The organism is Streptomyces sp. NPDC026659, assembly GCF_040638245.1.
In the GTDB taxonomy this organism is placed as follows: Bacteria; Actinomycetota; Actinomycetes; order Streptomycetales; family Streptomycetaceae; genus Streptomyces.
The window spans coordinates 235375-252681 of the sequence record NZ_JBEZXY010000008.1 but is presented as its reverse complement, the minus strand read 5'-3'; the positions used below and the strand labels follow the sequence as shown (position 1 = coordinate 252681).

Sequence of the window (17307 nt, the reverse complement as noted above, 5' to 3'; positions counted from 1 at the left end):
CGTCCTGCTGATTCTGGTGGCGCCCTTCGTGGCGGCGGCCGGAGCCGTTGTGGCCGCCCTGCTGTCGATCGGCGTGGTGATGCCGCTTCTGGTCGTGGCCGGATGGCTCGGGCGCCGAATCTCGGGGCGCGAGGCGTGGTGGTGGGTTCCGGCTTCGGCGGCAGCCGGATCGGCTCCGTTGGCCCTGATGGTGGCGATTCTTGTCGAGGCCGGTGTCCTGGCTGGCCTCGGCGGATGGTTCGCGGTGACGGGGATGCTTGCCGTCACGGCGCTGGTTGCGCGAAGGCTGCTGCTGCCGGACCGTCCGCGACTCTCCGGCGGCGCGATGTTCGGTCGAGTGGCGCTGTACGGCGCACTCGCTGTTGCCGTCGGCGTGCTCGCCGGCATCGCGCTGTACGCCGGGATCGGTTACGAGCCTCCACTGCTGGGCGCGGAAAGGGTCGCCGGGACGTGGTCCGACGGAAAGGGCGGCACGCTCATCCTCGCCGCGGACGGCAGCGCCACGGCGACCCGCGTCGAGACGTTCGACTTCGACGACTCCTTCGAACCTGTGGTGCACACGTGCACGGGCGCCCGGGACGTGGGAGTACGACCCGGGTACCGGACCGCGGTCCCAGACGGTGGAGGTGTCCGTCGACGGTTGCCCCATGGATGCCTGGGAGGTGTTCGGGACCATCGAGCACCCGAAGCTGTTCGTCCGCATCGGCGATCCCGACAGTTGGGACCTCTACATCCTGCAACGCCGCGAACGGGCCGAATCCTTCGGATCTCGCCGGGGAGCGCCTGCGTTGTGACGCGTACGGCACGCCCCTGCTGTCCGGCGCGAACGCAGAGTCGGTTTCACGGACAGGGCGGGACGCCGGACCGGTCAATCGGGTGCCGCGTGGCAGAGCTGCCGCCCCCGGCCGGAGTGCGGCAGGGGGCGGCGGCTCGCTCACGGGCTCACGGGCGGGACCGCGGTGAACTTTCGTTCCTCAGCAGGTCACCCGCACGTCCGCCCAGTCCGCGTGGTCCGAGTCGATGCCGTCGCCGCCGTCGGTGACGACGAGGTGGACGACCCGGGCGCCGGTGACGTCGGCGGTGAGCGGCTGGGCGGGGAGGGTGTTGGTCAGGACATCCGTCGAGGCGGCCTTCGTGTCGTCCGCCCGGATCTCGAAGGCGACCGTGCCCCTGGTGCCCTTCTCGTCGTCGACGCCCACCTCGGCGGTGATCTTCGTGCACCGGCCGCCCGTGTAGTAGGTGATGTCGCTGGGCGCGTGGGTGCCGAGTCCCTTGGCGTACGTCACCGAGCCGATGGTGAGCGGGTTGCCGTCGCCCGCCGCGCTCTCCCCGTTGCTGGTGTCGCGTTCCACCGGGCCCCAGCCGCCGGTGGCCGACATCCAGGGCAGGTCGCTGAGGTACGAGGTGCCGGACGGGGGCCGTACCACCACGTCGGCGGTCAGCGGGAGGACGTCGGTGACCGGTGTTCCGGCGGCCGAGCGGTAACTCGCGTGCAGGGAAAGGGCGTAGGGGCCGGTCGGGGTGCCCTCGGGGGCCGTCACACGCCATCGGGTGCGCAGGGAGCGGCCCGGTGCGAGCGTCCCGGCCCGGGTCGGGGATTCCGCGCGTACGCGCCACCCCTCGGGGCCGGTCAGGGACACCGACACCCGGTGGGCCGTGGTACGGCCCAGGTCGGTGAGGGTGGTGGTCAGCGTCGCCGGGGTGCCCGCCTCGACCAACGGCTGCTGGGTCACGCCGAGTTCGGTGGCCGGGGGATGGGCCGCCCAGTGGCCGTCGGCCGACACCCGCAGCAGGACGGTGCCGTGGGCCGGGACGGTCGCGGCGATGGTGCCGGAGGTGTTGAGGCTCCGGTGCCGCCAGAGGTCGCGCTGGGTGTAGCCCGCGGCCTTGGGCAGACCCACGGCCGACGCACTGGTGGCGATGTGCTGGGCGGTCGCGGACTCGTTGAAGAGGGCGACCGTCCGGCTGCCGTCCGCCATCTCCTTGGCGACGACCCACCGGCCGCCCTCGGAGGAGACGACCGTGCCCTGGCGGCCCAGCGGGTCCTGGTCGACCGCGATGACCTCCTTGTTGCCGAGGATGTCGAGGGTCTCGGCGGACGCCTTGCGCAGATCCGTGCCGATCAGCAGCGGCGCGGCCATGATCGACCAGAGGGAGAAGTGGGAGCGGTACTCCGTGTCCGTCATGCCGCCGTTGCCGACCTCCAGCATGTCGGGGTCGTTCCAGTGGCCCGGACCGGCATAGGGTGCGAGGGGCAGGTTCTGCTTGAGGATCGACAGCATCGAGCCCCAGTTGTCGCTGATGTCACCGGTGGTGCGCCAGAGTTGGCCGACGTCGCTCGCCCACTCCCAGGGCTTGTTCTCGCCCCATTCGCAGATGCTGTAGACGATGGGGCGCCCGGTGGCCCTGAGGGCGTCGCGCATGGTGCGGTAGCGCTGGCGGGCGTCGACACCCTGGTTGTTGCAGTTGTCGTACTTGAGGTAGTCGACGCCCCACTCCGCGAACTGCCGTGCGTCACTTGCCTCGTGGCCCAGCGCGCCGGGGAATCCCGTGTTGTCGCAGGTCTTGGTGCCCGCGCTGGTGTAGATGCCGAGCTTGAGTCCCTTGGCGTGGACGTAGTCGGCAACTGCCTTGATTCCGTGGGGGAATCGGGTGGGGTCGGGCACCAACTGCCCGTTCGCGTCCCGGTTCGGGAGTGCCCAGCAGTCGTCCAGGTTGACGTACTGGTAACCGGCGTCCTTCAGACCCTTGTCGATGAAGAGGTCCGCGATGCCCTCGACCATGGTCTCGTCGAACTCGGCCCGGCAGTGGGTGGAGTTCCAGTTGTTGAAGCCCATGGGAGGGGTCGGGGCGAGGCTGTCGTCCGCGGCCGCGGCCGGACTTCGTACGGGAGTCGCGGCGGCGGGCGCGGTGAGCGCGGCCGCGCTCACCAGCAGCGCGGCGGCGAGCGCGCCGACCGCTGTGACACCGGATCTGCGGGATCTGTACGTGTGGGGGTGACGCATCGTCCACGTTCCTCCGACTCGCGTGCGCGGGTGACGGCATGTTCGTGTCAGCAGTGCGCGATTACGGTAGAACGTGTGGGACTGTGTTGGAAGCCTCGTGACAAACGGGTATCAGCCGTTCGGTTGTGTGGGTTTCGGTGCGGGCTTCGCGGGCGAATCCGCGTGACTCCTCGGCGCTCCGGCAGTTGATCAGGTCATGAAGAAGCGCAGCATGCTCGCCATCGCCAGCCTCGCCACCGGATTCGTCGTGGCCGCCATCACTCCGTCCCACGCGAACGAGGACGGCGTGGTCAAGGACCTCAGGGTCACCGACACCCTGGGCACGGTCGACCACCTCGTCAGCCAGGAGAGCCTGGACCTGGACGAGGGCACGTTCGGTACGGCGTGACCCGCCCCCACGGCGCCGGTGTCCCCGCGGAAGGGGTGCCGGCGCCGTGCTGTGCGCCCTCAACTGGGCGTGGTTTCCGTGGCAGGGTGGAACGGGCAAGCCCCAGGGGGCCAACACAAGAGGGGGAACCGTGACCGTCGTCTGGATCAACGGCGCGTTCGGTGCGGGGAAGACCACCACCGCACGGGAACTGATCGAACTGATCCCGAACAGCACGCTCTTCGACCCCGAGACCATCGGCGCGGAGCTGTCCCGCCTGCTGCCCACCAAGCACCTGGCCGAGGTCGGCGACTTCCAGGACCTGCCGATCTGGCGCCGCCTGGTGATCGACACGGCGGCCGCGATGCTCGCCGAGCTGGGCGGCACGCTGGTCGTGCCGATGACCCTGCTGCGCCAGGAGTACCGCGACGAGATCTTCGGCGGTCTCGCCGCCCGCCGCATCTCCGTGCGCCACCTGGTCCTCGCCCCGGCCGAAACGATCCTGCGCGCGCGGATAGCCGGCCGGGAGATACCGCCGGACCCCGACGGCGAGATACGGGTGCGCCAGTGGTCCTACGACCACATCGAGCCCTACCGCGCCGCCCTCGTCTCCTGGCTCGCGGCCGACGCGTATCCGATCGACACCGGCTCCCTCACGCCGTACGAGGCGGCCCTGCGGGTCACCGAGGCCGTCGGCAGCGGCGCGGCCCGCCCCTGCGACATCGTGCAGACCCCCGAGCCCACCGCCGAGACCCTGGCGGCCGGGGTGCTCCTCTTCGACGAGGACGACAAGGTGCTCCTCGTCGACCCCACCTACAAGCCCGGCTGGGAGTTCCCCGGCGGAGTGGTCGAACCCGGCGAGGCCCCCGCCCGCGCCGGGATGCGCGAGGTAGCCGAGGAGACCGGCATACGGCTGCGCGAGGTCCCCCGGCTGCTCGTCGTCGACTGGGAACGCCCCGACCCGCCCCGCTACGGCGGCCTGCGCCTCCTCTTCGACGGCGGCCGCCTCGACCCGGCCGAAGCCTCCCGCGTCCACCTCCCCGGCCCCGAACTCCGCGCCTGGCGCTTCGCCTCCGAACACGAGGCCGCCACGATGCTCCCCCCGGTCCGCTACGAACGCCTCCGCTGGGCCCTGCGGGCGCGCGAGCGGGGGGCGGCGATCTATCTGGAGGCGGGGACGCCGGTGGGGTGATCCGTCTACGGGATCAGGACCACCTTGCCTAGGTTGCGGCGGGACTCGATGATCCGGTGGGCGTGAGACGCGTCCGCGAGGGGGATGCGGGCGAACACGCTGGGACGCAGGGCCCCTTGGACGTACAGATCCCAGAGTTCGGCCAGCCATCGTGCGTACAGCTCGGGCTCGGTGCGGGCGATGCGTGCCATCTGAAAGCCGATCACCGAGGCGCTTCTGACCAGCAGTTCGTAGGCGTCGATCGTTCCACCGCCCGAACTAAAGGCGATCAGGCGTCCGTTGGGAGCGAGTGCGCTTATGGCGGGGCGGAGAACGTCGCCGCCCACTCCGTCGAGCACCACGTCCACCGGCTCGCCCCAGTTCTCGTCCGCGTAGACGACGACCTCGTCGGCGCCCAACGAGCGGACGAAGTCGGCCTTTTCGAGGCTGCTCACCGCGGCGGCCACGCGGGAGGCGCCGCCGGCTCGCGCGTACTGGAGGGCGAGCGCGCCGGTCGTGCTGGCCGCTGCCGTGACGAGTACGGCTTCGCCCGCGCGGGGGCGGGCCGCCTCGTAGGCGCCGCGTGCCACCAGTCCGCTGCGGACGACCGCCACCGCCTCGACGGGGGTCGCCTCCGGGGGGATATGCGAGGCCATCTGCTCGTGTAGCACGGCGAGTTCGGCGTACGCGTCGGAGAAGCAGAGACCGGTGACCCGGTCGCCCACGGCGAATCCCGTGACGCCCTGACCCACGGCGACGACCCTCCCCGCCACGTCGCCCCCCAGCGGTCCCGCCTCCGTCCCCTCTCGCACCTTGCGAACGGTGGGCAGCGTGACCCCGATCGCCTCGGTACGCACCAGCAGCTCGCCCGGTCCCGGCTCGGGAGCGGACACCTCCTCGGCGAACAGAACCTCCGGACCGCCGTTCACCTCGTACCGGACGCGGCGCATGGACACCTCCAGGCATCAAGTCGTTGGGAAGTCCAACGGAATTGAGGCTAGAGAGGGCATCGTTGGGAAGTCCAATGAATTCTGGCTACGCTGCCGCCATGACGCGCACCGAAGGCCCGGGCCCTCTCGCCCACATCCAGTCCATGCCGAGCTGGCTGCTGGGGCGGGTGGCCGCGCGAGGGCGGAGGCTGGTCGCCGAGGCGATCGCCGGGGAGGGGCTGAAGCTGCCGCAGCACGCGGTGCTCGCGGCGGTCGCCGAGTACGGGCCGCTCGCCCAGGCGGAGTTGGTGCGCCGTCTCGGCTTCGACGCCAAGGACGTGGTCCTGGTGCTCAATCACCTGGAGGACGCCGGACTCGCGGTGCGCGAACCCGACCCCGGAGACCGGCGCAAGAACGCGGTGCGGGTGACCCCGGCGGGGCTGAAGACCCTGGAGCGCTGCGCGGAGCTGGCCGAGCAAGCCAACGCCGACCTCCTGGCACCGCTAGGCGCCGAAGAGAGCCGTCAGCTCCTGCGGCTGCTCGGGCGGTTGTACGAGGCGTAAGGGAGCGGCCCCCGGCGACATCGCGCGCCGGGGGCCGTCGGAAGGCGGGTCAGTTCGCCGCGTACTCCTGGAGGAACAGCGCCTCGGCGATCGAGAGGCGCTCCAGCTCCTCGGGGGAGACGCTCTCGTCGACCGCGTGGATCTGGGCCTCGGGCTCGCTGAGGCCGATCAGGAGGATCTCGGCCTGGGGGTAGAGGGCGGCGAGGGTGTTGCAGAGGGGGATGGAGCCGCCCTGGCCGGCGTACTGCATGGTCTCGCCGGGGTAGGCGGCGGCCATGGCGGTGGCCATCGCCTGGTAGGCCGGGCTGGTGGTGTCGGCGCGGAAGGGCTGGCCGCTGCCGATCTGCTCGGTGGTGACCCGGGCGCCCCACGGCACGTGGGTCTCCAGGTGGGCCTGGAGCAGCTTGGAGGCCTCGGCGGCGTCCGTGCCCGGCGGCACGCGCAGGCTGATCAGCGCGCGGGCGGTCGACTGCACCGACGGGGTGGCGCCGACGACCGGCGGGCAGTCGATGCCGAGGACCGTGACGGCGGGACGGGCCCAGATGCGGTCCGCCACCGAGCCGTCGCCGATCAGGCCGACCCCGTCGAGCACCTTGGCGTCCGAGCGGAACTGCTCCTCGGTGTACTCCAGACCGTCCCAGTGCTCCGCGGCGGCGAGGCCGTCCACCGTGGTCGAGCCGTCCTCGGCGCGCAGCGAGTCCAGGACCCGGATCAGCGCGGCGAGCGCGTCCGGGGCGGCGCCGCCGAACTGGCCCGAGTGCAGGTTCCCGGTGAGGGTGTCGACCTGGACGCGGACCAGCGTCATGCCGCGCAGGGTGCTGGTCACGGTCGGCAGGCCGACGCGGAAGTTGCCCGCGTCGCCGATGACGATGGCGTCCGCCGTGAGCAGCTCGGGGTGCTGCTCGGCGTAGCGCTCCAGACCGCCGGTGCCCTGCTCCTCCGAGCCCTCCACGATCACCTTGACGCCGACCGGGACACCGCCGTCCGCCTTGAGGGCGCGCAGCGCCAGCAGGTGCATGATCAGGCCGCCCTTGCAGTCGGCGCTGCCGCGTCCGTACCAGCGGCCGTTCCGCTCGGTCAGCTCGAACGGCGGAGTCGTCCACGCGGATTCGTCCAGCGGCGGCTGCACGTCGTAGTGGGCGTAGAGCAGGACGGTCTTCGCGCCCTCGGGACCGGGCAGGTAGCCGTACACGGACTGGGTGCCGTCCGGGGTGTCGAGCAGCGCCACGTCGGTGAAGCCCTCGGCGCGCAGCGCGTCCGCGATCCAGTTCGCGGCGCCCTCGCTCTCGCTCTTCGGGAACTGCGCGAAGTCCGCCACCGACTTGAAGGCGACCAGCTCGGTCAGCTCCGCCTTGGCGCGGGGCATGAGCGAGGCGACGGTCTCGGCGACCGGAATCGACGGCATGGGGCACGCTCCTCGTGGGTGCGACGCTGTTTACGCGACGTTGAACTGCTGGGATACCCCCGATCCTCCCACAGTGGGCCTCGGCGGTGATCGCCGTAGGATGCCGGATGACATGGGTTTCCCCGCTCCGGTGCGGCCGGGAGCCCGGGAGAGCGGCATCGGCTGGATCGGAGCGGTAGACCATCGTGAGCGGCGAGAACTCTTCGGCGGACGGCGTGCAGCGGGTCTGGGACGTCGTCGTGGTGGGCGCGGGACCCGCGGGGGCCTCGGCCGCCTACGCGGCGGCGGTCTCGGGACGGCGGGTGCTCCTGCTGGAGAAGGCCGAACTGCCCCGCTACAAGACCTGCGGCGGCGGCATCATCGGCCCCTCCCGCGACGCGCTGCCGCCCGGCTTCGAACTGCCCCTCAAGGACCGGGTGCACGCGGTCACGTTCACGCACAACGGCCGCTTCACCCGCACCCGGCGCTCGAAGCAGATGCTGTTCGGGCTCATCAACCGGCCCGAGTTCGACCAGCAGCTGGTCGAGCACGCGCAGAAGGCGGGCGCCGAACTGCGCACCGGCGCCACCGTGCAGCGCGTCGAGCAGCACGGCTCGGCGGTCCCGGACCGGCGCACGGTCGCCGTGGTGCTCCAGGGCGGCGAGACGGTCCTGGCCCGCGCGGTCGTCGGCGCCGACGGCAGCGCCAGCCGGATAGGAGCCCACGTCGGCGTCAAGATGGACCAGGTCGACCTCGGCCTGGAGGCGGAGATCCCGGTGCCGGACACCGTCGCCGAGGACTGGAAGGGCCGGGTGCTCCTCGACTGGGGCCCGCTGCCCGGCAGTTACGGCTGGGTCTTCCCCAAGGGCGACACCCTGACCGTCGGCGTGATCTCCCGGCGCGGCGAAGGCGCCGCCACCAAGCGGTACTTGGAGGACTTCGTCGCCCGGCTCGGCCTCGCCGGGTTCGAACCGAGCGTCTCCTCCGGGCACTTGACCCGCTGCCGCGCCGAGGACTCCCCGCTCTCCCGGGGCCGGGTGCTGGTCTGCGGCGACGCGGCGGGACTTCTCGAGCCGTGGACCCGTGAGGGCATCTCCTTCGCGCTGCGCTCGGGCCGGCTCGCGGGGGAGTGGGCGGTGCGCATCGCCGAGGCCCACGACGCGGTGGACACCCGCCGTCAGGCGCTGAACTACGCCTTCGCCGTCAAGGCGGGCCTCGGGGTGGAGATGAGCGTCGGCAAGCGGCTGCTGGCCGCGTTCGAGCGCCGTCCCGGGCTGTTCCACGCCGGCCTGACCGGCTTCCGCCCGGCCTGGAGGGCGTTCAGGGACATCACGAGCGGCGCGTCCTCGCTCGGCGAGATGGTCAGGTCCCGCCCGCTCGCCCAGCGCACCATCGCCCTCCTCGACCGGGGGCACGCGGCGGACCTGGCGGACGCGGACGAGGACCTCGTCGATGAGCGGCGGGCAGCCGATGAGTGACGGGCAGCCGAGGACGCCGTGACCGGCGCCGAGGACGCCGTGACCGGTTTCGAAGGAACCGTCAGTCCGCGACGGTGATCCGGAACACCGGATGGTCGGGGGCGGCCGCCAGGATCTCCGCGTCGGAGGACTTGGCGGTCACGCCCGCGAAGAACGTGTCCACCTGCCAGCCCCAGCGCTCCAGGTAGGTCCGTACGACGGCCACCTTCTCGGCGTCCGGCAGTTCCACCGCCGTGAACGTGCGCACCTTCCGGCCGACCCGCAGCTCCCCGCCGCCCGCCGCCCGCATGTTGCGCACCCACTGGGAGTGGCCGCGCGCGGAGACCAGATACTGCCCGCCCTCGTAGGTGTGCGGGTTGACCGGGATGCGCTGCATGACGCCGCTCTTGCGGCCCCGCACCGACAGCTCGGCGCTGCCCGCGAAGCTGAGTCCGTACCGGGCGAGCCGGCCGATGACGTTGTTGAAGCGGACGGCCATCGGACTGCCCTGGATGTAGTACGGCGACGACGAAGACGACATGACGACCCCCATGCTGTGGGAGAGCGGTGCTCTCGCTTTCCTCCAGTGTGCCGAGAGCGGTGCTCTCGCGCAAGAGCGATGCTCTCTTTTGTGGGCACCGCTCTCGTTCCATGGCAGACTCGTCGCATGAGCAGCACACAGGGCGCCCGCGCGCGGGCCAGGACCGAGGTCACCGCCGCCATCAAGGACGAGGCCCGCAGACAGCTCGCCGCCGAGGGCGCCGCCAAGCTCTCCCTGCGGGCCGTGGCACGCGAGCTGGGCATGGTCTCCTCCGCGCTCTACCGCTACTTCCCGAGCCGCGACGACCTGCTCACCGCCCTGATCATCGACGCCTACGACTCCCTCGGCGAGGCCGCCGAGACCGCCCACGCGGCCCTCCCGGACGACACGGCCCCGCTGCACCGCTGGACCACCGTCTGCGAGGCGGTACGGGCCTGGGCGCTCGACCACCCCCACGAGTACGCGCTCATCTACGGCTCACCCGTACCCGGCTACGCCGCGCCCCCGACCACCGTCCCCGCCGCCTCCCGGGTCGGACTGCTCCTCGTCGGCATCGTCGGCGACGCCCACCGGGACGGCACCGGCACCCCGCTCCCGCCCCTGCCCGCCGAGCTGCGCCCCGAGGCCGAACGCCTCTCCGCCGACATCTCCCCGGCCCTGCCGCCCGAGGCCGCGCCCGCGCTGGTGGCGGCCTGGTCCCAGCTGTTCGGACTGGTCGGGTTCGAGGTGTTCGGGCAGTTCAACAGGATGGTGACCGACCGCGCGGAGCTCTTCCGGTACGCGGCGGGGCGGCTGGGGGAGGGCGTGGGGCTGACGGGGGCGTGAGGGCCCCTCGGCCCGGTCTTCCGTACTCCTCGGGGCCGCTTGCCGTACTCCCCGGGGAGTACCCGTGATCACCACGCTCGGCCGACGCCCGCGCACCCCGGCGGCGTCTAGCGTGGCAGGCATGGAAGAGCAGCACGGACCCGGGTGGTGGCGGTACGGACCGCCCTGGTGGCACCGGAACGACGGCGACCCCGAGTCCGGTACCCGGGCCGCCCGGTGGCCCTGGCTCTCCACCCTGCTCATCACCGCCGTCGTGCTCGCCGGATCGTCCTTCGCCGCGCACGCCCAGCCGCACCGCGAAGCACCGGACGTCGCCGGGCGCGTGCTGCTGGTCGCCGCCTCGGCCGTCCTGCTGTGGCGGCGCCGCCATCCGGTGGCCGTCGCCTTCGCCACCTCTGTCATCACCCTGGCCTACCTGGCCGCGGGCTATCCCTACGGGCCCGTGTTCCTGACCGTCGCGGTCGGCTGCTTCAGCGCGGCCGTTGCCGGGCACCGGCGTGCCGCGTGGGCCGCGCTCGGCCTGCTCTGGGCGGGGCATCTGCTGATCGCGCTCTGGCTCCACCGCTACCTCCCGCCGGCCGGGGACTCCGGCGCGAGCGCCGGGCAGGAGATCGTCGCCGCCACCTGGGTCGCGGCCGTGGTCGCCGTGGCCGAACTGGCCCGGGTCCGGCGCGAACAGTGGGCGCGCGAACGCGCGGACCGCGCCCGCGCCGCCCAGCGCCGCGCCGACGAGGAACGGCTGCGGATCGCCCGCGAACTGCACGACGTGCTCGCGCACAGCATCTCCGTCATCAACGTCCAGGCCAGTATGGGCCTCGCGCTCCTCGACAAGGACCCCGAGCAGGCCCGCACCGCGCTCACCACCATCCGGGCCGCCAGCAAGGAGGCGCTCGGCGAGGTGCGCCAGGTCCTCGACACCCTGCGCGCCCCCGGCGCCGCCCCGCGCGCCCCCGCTCCCGGTCTCGACCGGCTGCCCGAACTGGTCGAGCAGGCGGCCGCCGCCGGACTCACCGTCGAGGTCCGGGGCGCGCCCCCGAACCTGCCGCCCGGCGCCGACCTGGCCGCCTTCCGCATCCTCCAGGAGGCCCTCACCAACGTCGTACGCCACTCGGGCTCCCGGCACGCGCGCGTACGCTTCGCACAGGGCGCGGACGAGCTGCGCCTCACCGTGGACGACGACGGGCCCGCCACCGGCGCCGACGCGGGCGGCACCGGCAACGGACTCGCCGGGATGCGCGAGCGCGCCGCCGCGCTGGGCGGCACCATCGAGGCCGGACCGCGCGCCGACGGAGGCTTCCGCGTGCTCGCCGTCCTTCCCGCGCGGACAAGGGAGACGCCGTGATCCGGGTCCTGCTCGCCGACGACCAGTCCCTCGTCCGGGCCGGGTTCGGGGCGCTGCTCGGCGCACAGCCGGACATCGTGATCGCCGGGGAGGCGGCCGACGGCGCGGAGGCACTGCGCCGGGTGCGCGAACTGAGGCCCGACGTCGTCCTGATGGACATCCGCATGCCGGTGCTGGACGGTCTGGCCGCGACCCGGCGCATCACCGGGGACCCCGCCCTCGCCGACGTCAAGGTGATCATGCTGACCACCTTCGAACTCGACGAGTACGTCTTCGAGGCGATCCGCTCAGGCGCCTCCGGCTTCCTCGTCAAGGACACCGAGCCGGACGAACTCGTGCGCGCGGTACGGGCCGTGGTCGACGGGGACGCCCTGCTGTCGCCCGGCGTCACCCGCCGGCTGATCGCGGAGTTCGCCGCCCGCTCCAAGGAACCGGCCACCGCCGACGCCCTCGGCCGCCTCACCGAACGGGAGCGCGAGGTGATGGCACTCGTCGGCATCGGCCTGTCCAACGAGGAGATCGCCCGCCGCCTGGTCGTCAGCCCGCTCACCGCCAAGACCCACGTCAGCCGCGCCATGGTCAAGATCGGCGCCCGCGACCGGGCCCAACTCGTCGTCCTCGCCTACGAGTCCGGGCTCGTGCGGCCTGGCTGGCTCGGCTGAGCGAGTCGTACGGCCCGGCTGAACCGCCGTACCGCGCACGCTCCTTGAAGGCGCGCGAACGGCCGCTGTACCGTCGGGAGCGATCAGCAAGGGGGAGGACGTGGCATGAGCCATGCCGAGCACGAGCTGAACAGCCAGCCCGAGTGCTGGACCCGCGCGGCCGTCGAAGTGGCCCGGTACGCCGATGTGTTGCCCGCGCCGGGGGAGCGCGTGGCGATCACCGGCTGCGGCACCTCGTATTTCATGGCCCAGTCCGCGGCGGCCCTGCGCGAGGCCGCCGGGCAGGGGGAGACGGACGCCTTCCCCGCCTCGGAGTTCCCGCGCGGACGCGCCTATGACCGCGTCATCGCCCTCACCCGCTCCGGCACCACCACCGAAGTGCTCTCCCTCCTCGCCGAGTTGAGTACGCCGACCACCGCGATCACCGCCGATCCGGCCACCCCCGTCAAGGAGGTCGCCGACGACCTGATCGTCCTCGACTTCGCCGACGAACGCTCCGTCGTGCAGACCCGGTTCGCCACCACCGTGCTCACCCTGCTGCGCGCCCACCTCGGCCTGCACACCCCCGCCGTCGTCACGGACGCGCGCACCGCGCTCGCGTCTCCGCTGCCCGAAGGGCTCGCTCACTGCGAGGAGTTCACCTTCCTCGGCCGTGGCTGGACCACCGGACTCGCCCAGGAGGCCGCGCTCAAGATGCGCGAGGCGTCACTGTCCTGGACCGAGGCGTACCCGGCGATGGAGTACCGGCACGGGCCGGTCAGTGTCAGCACCTCGGGCACCGCCACCTGGATGTTCGGCCCGGCTCCCGACGGTCTCGCCGAGCAGGTCCGCCGCACCGGCGCCCGCTGGATCGACGGCACCCTCGACCCGCTCGCCGAACTCGTCCGCGCCCAGCGGCTCGCCCTCGCCGTCGCCGCCGTCCGGGAACTCGACCCCGACCGGCCGCGCCACCTCACCCGCTCGGTGATCCTCGCCCCCTGACGGCACCGGAAGGGAGACACCGTGCCCCTCGCCACCACCGGTGAACTGATCACCCGGGCGGCCCGCTCCGGCTCCGCCGTCGCCGCCTTCAACATCGTCACCCTGGAACACATCGAGGCCGTCGTCGCCGGCGCCGAGACAGCGCGGGCGCCCGTGGTCCTCCAAGTCAGCGAGAACACCGTCACGTTCCGCACGGGCGGACTGCTGCCGCTGGCCCGAGCCGCGCGCGCGGCCGCCGAACACGCCTCCGTACCCGTCGCGTTGCACCTCGACCACGTCCAGGACGACGACCTGTTGCGCCGGGCCCCGGAGGCCGGATTCAGTTCGGTGATGTACGACGCCTCCGGCCTGCCGTACGCCGACAACCTCGCCGCCACCCGTGCCGCGGCCATCTGGGCTCACGGCCAAGGGCTCTGGATCGAGGCCGAGTTGGGGCAGATCGGCGGCAAGGGCGGGAGGCCGCCGCTGGACGCGCACGCGCCGGGCGCCCGTACCGATCCCGACGAGGCGTTCGCATTCGTCGCGGACACCGGAGTGGACGCCCTCGCGGTGGCCATCGGCAGCGCGCACGCCATGACCACCCGCACCGCCACCCTCGACCAGACGCTGCTGCGACGGCTCTCGGCCGTCCTGCCCGTCCCGCTCGTCCTGCACGGTTCCTCCGGCGTGCCGGACGACGCGCTGGCCGGAGCGGTCGCTGGCGGCATCGGCAAGGTCAACGTCGGCACCGCGCTCAACGCGGCCCTGACCGGAGCCGTCCGCCGCCATCTCACCGAACGCCCCGGGGCCGTCGACTCCCGTGGCTACCTCGGCGCGGGCCGGGAGGCGATGGCCGCCGAGGTCGCCCGGATCATCGGCGTCCTCGGCACGGCACCCACTAGCCGTTCTTGACGGCCTTCAGCACCACGAACTTCGGGTCGCTCGCGACCAGTTCACAGTTCCCGAACAGCCGCTTCAGCTTCACGTGGTAGCCCAGATGCCGGTTCCCGACCACCCACAGCTCACCGCCCGGCCGCAGCGCGCGCTCGGCCCCGGTGAACATCCGCCAGGCCGTCGCGTCCGTCGTCGCCTGGTGGGAGTGGAACGGCGGGTTGTTCAGCACCACATCCACACTGCCCGGCGCCACCCCGGCAAGACCGTCCCCGACCCGGAACTCGGCATGCCCCGGCACCCCGTTGGCCTTGTACGTGGCCTCGGCCGAGGCGACCGCCTGGAACGACTCGTCCACGAACAGCACCTCGGCGTCCGGGTCGGCCAGCGCCATCGCCGTACCCACCACGCCGTTGCCGCAGCCCAGGTCCACGATTCGGCGGCCGCGCGGAGCCGGCAGGTGCCCGAGGAAGAACCGGGTGCCGATGTCCAGCCGGTCGGCGCAGAACACGCCCGCGTGGTTGACGACCGGGCGTCCCGAGACGGCGCCGATGCCCTCCTCCAGCGCGTACTCGTACGGCCACGGGTTCGCGGGCCGCGCGAGCGACGGGTCGGGGGTGCAGAAGATCAGCCGGGCCTTCTGCCGCGCCAGTGACGTGCGGGTCGGGCCCAGGATCCGCTCGAACAGCTGGAGCGTGGAGGTGTGGATCTCCTTCACCATGCCGGTGCCGACGATCACCGTCCCCGCGTGCACGGCGGGGGCCAGCCGGTGGAGCTGGTCCTCCAGGAGCGCCAGGCTCTTCGGCACGCGCACGAGCAGGACGTCCACCCGCTCCGGCACCGGGTCCTGCGTGGTCAGCAGGCGCACCGCACCGGGCTCGACACCGGCCCGCGCCAGGTTCGCGCGGGTCGCCTCCTGGCCCAGGTGGGAGTCGGTGATCTGCGCGGGCCGGTGCGGGGCGAGCGCCGTCGCCAGTGCGCCCCAGCGGTCGCCCAGGACGACGACCTCGCCCGACAGGTCCACCCCTTCCTCGGCCAGATGCCGCAGCAGATAGGCGTCGGAGGCGTCCCAGGCACGCAGCCGGTCGCGGGGGTCGTCGGGGAAGCGGGACAGGTCGAGCTCGCCCCACGGAGTCGTCATACGGTCGTTCATCGCCCACCAGGCTAGCCGAGCCGCAGCTCAGGCAAGGTCGGGTCGGCCGTCGGGCAGGACGGGACGCGTGAACCCGTCGGGCAGGATGGGACGCATGGACGCGGAACTGTTCCCCCCGCGAGCGGGACGCGGTCGCCCCGGGCGCCGTGCACGTCCCGGACTGGCTGGACGCGGACGAGCAGCGCGCGCTCCTCGCCTCCTGCCGCGAGTGGGCGCGTCCACCGGCCGGGCTGCGCACGGTGCGCACCCCCGGCGGCGGCACGATGACCGCCCGGCAGGTCTGCCTCGGCCACCACTGGTACCCCTACGGCTACGCCCTCACGGCGGTCGACGGCGACGGCTCCCCGGTGAAGCCCTTCCCGGCCCGGCTGGACGAACTGGCCCGCCGAGCCGTCGCCGACGCGCTGGGCCCGGCCGCGCTCCCGGGAGAGCCGTACGACATCGCACTGATCAACTTCTACGACGCGGACGCCCGCATGGGGATGCACCGTGACGCCGACGAGCGCTCCGACGCGCCGGTGGTGTCGCTGAGCCTCGGGGACACCTGCGTGTTCCGCTTCGGCAACACAGGGACCCGGAACCGGCCCTGGACCGACGTGGACCTGCGGAGCGGGGACCTGTTCGTCTTCGGCGGGCCCTCCCGGCTCGCGTACCACGGTGTGCCGCGCGTACGGCCGGGTACGGCACCTTCCGGGCTGGGGCTCACCGGGCGGTTGAACATCACACTGCGGGTGAGTGGACTGGCGTCCTCCGCCGGGTGAGCGCACCCCGCCACGAGCGGCCCGGATCATGGGAGACTCGCCCTCATGAGCGGCATGGCGGAGCCCCGGAAGGCGGGGGAAGAGACCACCACGAGAGCGCGTCTCGACCGTGGGCGCGGCGCCCTCGGCCCCGCGCTGGAGCTGGTGCACACGGGCCGGGCGCCGACGCGTGCCGTCCTCACCGCCGAGCTGGGCGTCACCCGCGCCACGGCCGGGGCGGTCGCCGCCGAGCTGGAGGCGCTGGGCCTCATCCGGGTCGACGCGCGGCCCGCCGCGGCCTCGGGCTCCCAGGGGCGCCCCTCGCACCGGCTCGAGGTCGCCGAGGACGGCCCGGTCGCGCTCGCGGCGCAGATCCACGCCGACGGCTTCCGGGCCGCGCTGGTCGGCCTCGGCGGCCGGATCGTGGCCACCACGCCCGGCTGCGAGACCGTGGACGCCGACCCGGCCAAGGTGCTCGGAACCGTCGTCGAGGCGGGCGCGGAGCTGCTGCGCGCGACCGGCCGCCGCTGTGTCGGTGCCGGACTCGCCGTGCCCTCCGCCGTCGCCGAGCCCGACGGGCTGGCCCTCAACCCGCTGCACCTGGCCTGGCCCGTGGGCGAGCCGGTGCGCCGGATCTTCGTGGAGTGCGTGCGCGCCGCCGGGATCACCGGCCCCGCCTTCGCGGGCAACGACGTCAACCTCGCGGCCCTCGCCGAGCACCGGCACGGCGCGGGACAGGGCGCCCGGGACCTGCTCTGTGTCGCCACCGGACACCGGGGCGTCGGCGGGGCCCTGGTCCTCGACGGCCGTCTGCACACCGGCAGTTCGGGCCTCGCCCTGGAGGTCGGACACCTCACCGTCAACCCCGAGGGCCGCCCCTGCCACTGCGGCAGCCGGGGCTGTCTCGACGTCGAGGCCGACCCACTGGCCCTGCTGGTCGAGGCGGGCCTCGACCCGGGCCCCGAGGTCTCCCTGCTCCAGCAGGCGACCGACCTGCTGCGCACCCGCTACGACGAACCGGCAGTACGCCGTGCCGCCGAGACCCTGATCGACCGCCTCGGCCTGGGACTCGCCGGTCTGGTCAACATCCTCAACCCGGACCGCATCATCCTCGGCGGACTACACCGCACCCTCTTGGAGGCCGACCCCGACCGGCTCCGCGCGGTGGTCGCCGAGCGCAGCCTCTGGGGCGGTCAGAGTGGCGGCGTGCCCATCCTCCCCTGCACCCTGGACCACGACAGCCTGGTCGGCGCGGCCGAACTCGCCTGGCAGCCGGTGCTGGACGACCCGCTGGGCACGCTCGGCTGACGTTCCGTC

Annotated in this window: 16 protein-coding genes and 1 pseudogene; 12 read left to right on the top strand and 5 right to left on the bottom strand. The window is 72.9% G+C overall.

Annotated elements, in window-relative coordinates; translation table 11 throughout:
• Positions 1-647 precede the first annotated feature (647 nt).
• Positions 648-794 (top strand): hypothetical protein, encoded by a 147-nt coding sequence (locus AB0E91_RS21685; protein ID WP_361784179.1) that lies wholly within the window; start codon positions 648-650, stop codon positions 792-794.
• A gap of 180 nt (positions 795-974) precedes the next feature.
• Here the strand turns inward: AB0E91_RS21685 and AB0E91_RS21680 are convergent, their stop codons facing one another.
• A complete protein-coding gene (locus AB0E91_RS21680) occupies positions 975-3005 on the bottom strand; it encodes an NPCBM/NEW2 domain-containing protein (protein ID WP_361784176.1) in 2031 nt (676 codons plus the stop codon).
• Positions 3006-3201: 196 nt separating this feature from the next.
• Here AB0E91_RS21680 and AB0E91_RS21675 point away from each other — a divergent pair, with 196 nt between their 5' ends.
• On the top strand, positions 3202-3393 hold the full coding sequence (locus AB0E91_RS21675; RefSeq protein WP_361784173.1) for a hypothetical protein: 192 nt from the start codon (positions 3202-3204) through the stop codon (positions 3391-3393).
• Positions 3394-3523: 130 nt separating this feature from the next.
• Positions 3524-4564 (top strand): NUDIX domain-containing protein, encoded by a 1041-nt coding sequence (locus tag AB0E91_RS21670; RefSeq protein ID WP_361784170.1) that lies wholly within the window; start codon positions 3524-3526, stop codon positions 4562-4564.
• A 5-nt stretch (positions 4565-4569) separates the two neighbouring features.
• On the opposite strand, the gene AB0E91_RS21665 is transcribed toward AB0E91_RS21670, so the two are convergent.
• On the bottom strand, positions 4570-5493 hold the full coding sequence (locus tag AB0E91_RS21665) for a zinc-binding dehydrogenase (RefSeq protein WP_361784167.1): 924 nt from the start codon (positions 5491-5493) through the stop codon (positions 4570-4572).
• A 98-nt stretch (positions 5494-5591) separates the two neighbouring features.
• Here AB0E91_RS21665 and AB0E91_RS21660 point away from each other — a divergent pair, with 98 nt between their 5' ends.
• Positions 5592-6035, top strand: a complete 444-nt coding sequence (locus tag AB0E91_RS21660; protein ID WP_361784164.1) for a MarR family transcriptional regulator — start codon at positions 5592-5594, stop codon at positions 6033-6035.
• Positions 6036-6084: 49 nt separating this feature from the next.
• Here AB0E91_RS21660 and AB0E91_RS21655 read toward each other — a convergent pair whose 3' ends face one another.
• Positions 6085-7440 (bottom strand): dipeptidase, encoded by a 1356-nt coding sequence (locus tag AB0E91_RS21655; RefSeq protein ID WP_361784161.1) that lies wholly within the window; start codon positions 7438-7440, stop codon positions 6085-6087.
• Positions 7441-7625: 185 nt separating this feature from the next.
• On the opposite strand from AB0E91_RS21655, the gene AB0E91_RS21650 reads away from it, so the two are divergent.
• A complete protein-coding gene (locus tag AB0E91_RS21650; RefSeq protein ID WP_361784158.1) occupies positions 7626-8897 on the top strand; it encodes a geranylgeranyl reductase family protein in 1272 nt (423 codons plus the stop codon).
• A gap of 61 nt (positions 8898-8958) precedes the next feature.
• On the opposite strand, the gene AB0E91_RS21645 is transcribed toward AB0E91_RS21650, so the two are convergent.
• A complete protein-coding gene (locus AB0E91_RS21645; RefSeq protein ID WP_361784155.1) occupies positions 8959-9429 on the bottom strand; it encodes a nitroreductase family deazaflavin-dependent oxidoreductase in 471 nt (156 codons plus the stop codon).
• 114 nt (positions 9430-9543) lie between these two features.
• On the opposite strand from AB0E91_RS21645, the gene AB0E91_RS21640 reads away from it, so the two are divergent.
• From AB0E91_RS21640 to AB0E91_RS21620, 5 genes are all read left to right on the top strand, one after another.
• Positions 9544-10242 carry a TetR/AcrR family transcriptional regulator gene (locus AB0E91_RS21640; protein ID WP_361784152.1) on the top strand — a complete coding sequence of 233 codons (699 nt, stop codon included), beginning with the start codon at positions 9544-9546 and terminating at the stop codon, positions 10240-10242.
• 121 nt (positions 10243-10363) lie between these two features.
• On the top strand, positions 10364-11584 hold the full coding sequence (locus AB0E91_RS21635; RefSeq protein WP_361784149.1) for a histidine kinase: 1221 nt from the start codon (positions 10364-10366) through the stop codon (positions 11582-11584).
• Positions 11581-12246, top strand: coding sequence for a response regulator transcription factor (locus tag AB0E91_RS21630; RefSeq protein ID WP_361784146.1), 666 nt, complete (start codon positions 11581-11583; stop codon positions 12244-12246). The genes AB0E91_RS21635 and AB0E91_RS21630 overlap by 4 nt, the downstream gene beginning before the upstream one ends.
• Positions 12247-12351: 105 nt before the next feature.
• Complete coding sequence (locus AB0E91_RS21625; RefSeq protein ID WP_361784143.1) at positions 12352-13227, top strand: sugar isomerase; 876 nt, start codon at positions 12352-12354, stop codon at positions 13225-13227.
• 21 nt (positions 13228-13248) lie between these two features.
• The gene (locus tag AB0E91_RS21620; RefSeq protein ID WP_361784140.1) at positions 13249-14118 is read left to right on the top strand and encodes a class II fructose-bisphosphate aldolase; all 870 of its coding nucleotides are present in this window, start codon (positions 13249-13251) and stop codon (positions 14116-14118) included.
• Here the strand turns inward: AB0E91_RS21620 and AB0E91_RS21615 are convergent.
• The gene (locus AB0E91_RS21615) at positions 14105-15238 is read right to left on the bottom strand and encodes a methyltransferase (protein ID WP_361784603.1); all 1134 of its coding nucleotides are present in this window, start codon (positions 15236-15238) and stop codon (positions 14105-14107) included. The two genes, AB0E91_RS21620 and AB0E91_RS21615, sit on opposite strands and share 14 nt — an antisense overlap.
• 106 nt (positions 15239-15344) lie before the next feature.
• Between AB0E91_RS21615 and AB0E91_RS21610 the strand changes: the two are divergent.
• Positions 15345-16011 (top strand): annotated as a pseudogene (locus AB0E91_RS21610) (alpha-ketoglutarate-dependent dioxygenase AlkB).
• Between the two features lie 45 nt (positions 16012-16056).
• Complete coding sequence (locus AB0E91_RS21605; RefSeq protein ID WP_361784137.1) at positions 16057-17298, top strand: ROK family protein; 1242 nt, start codon at positions 16057-16059, stop codon at positions 17296-17298.
• Positions 17299-17307: the final 9 nt, after the last annotated feature.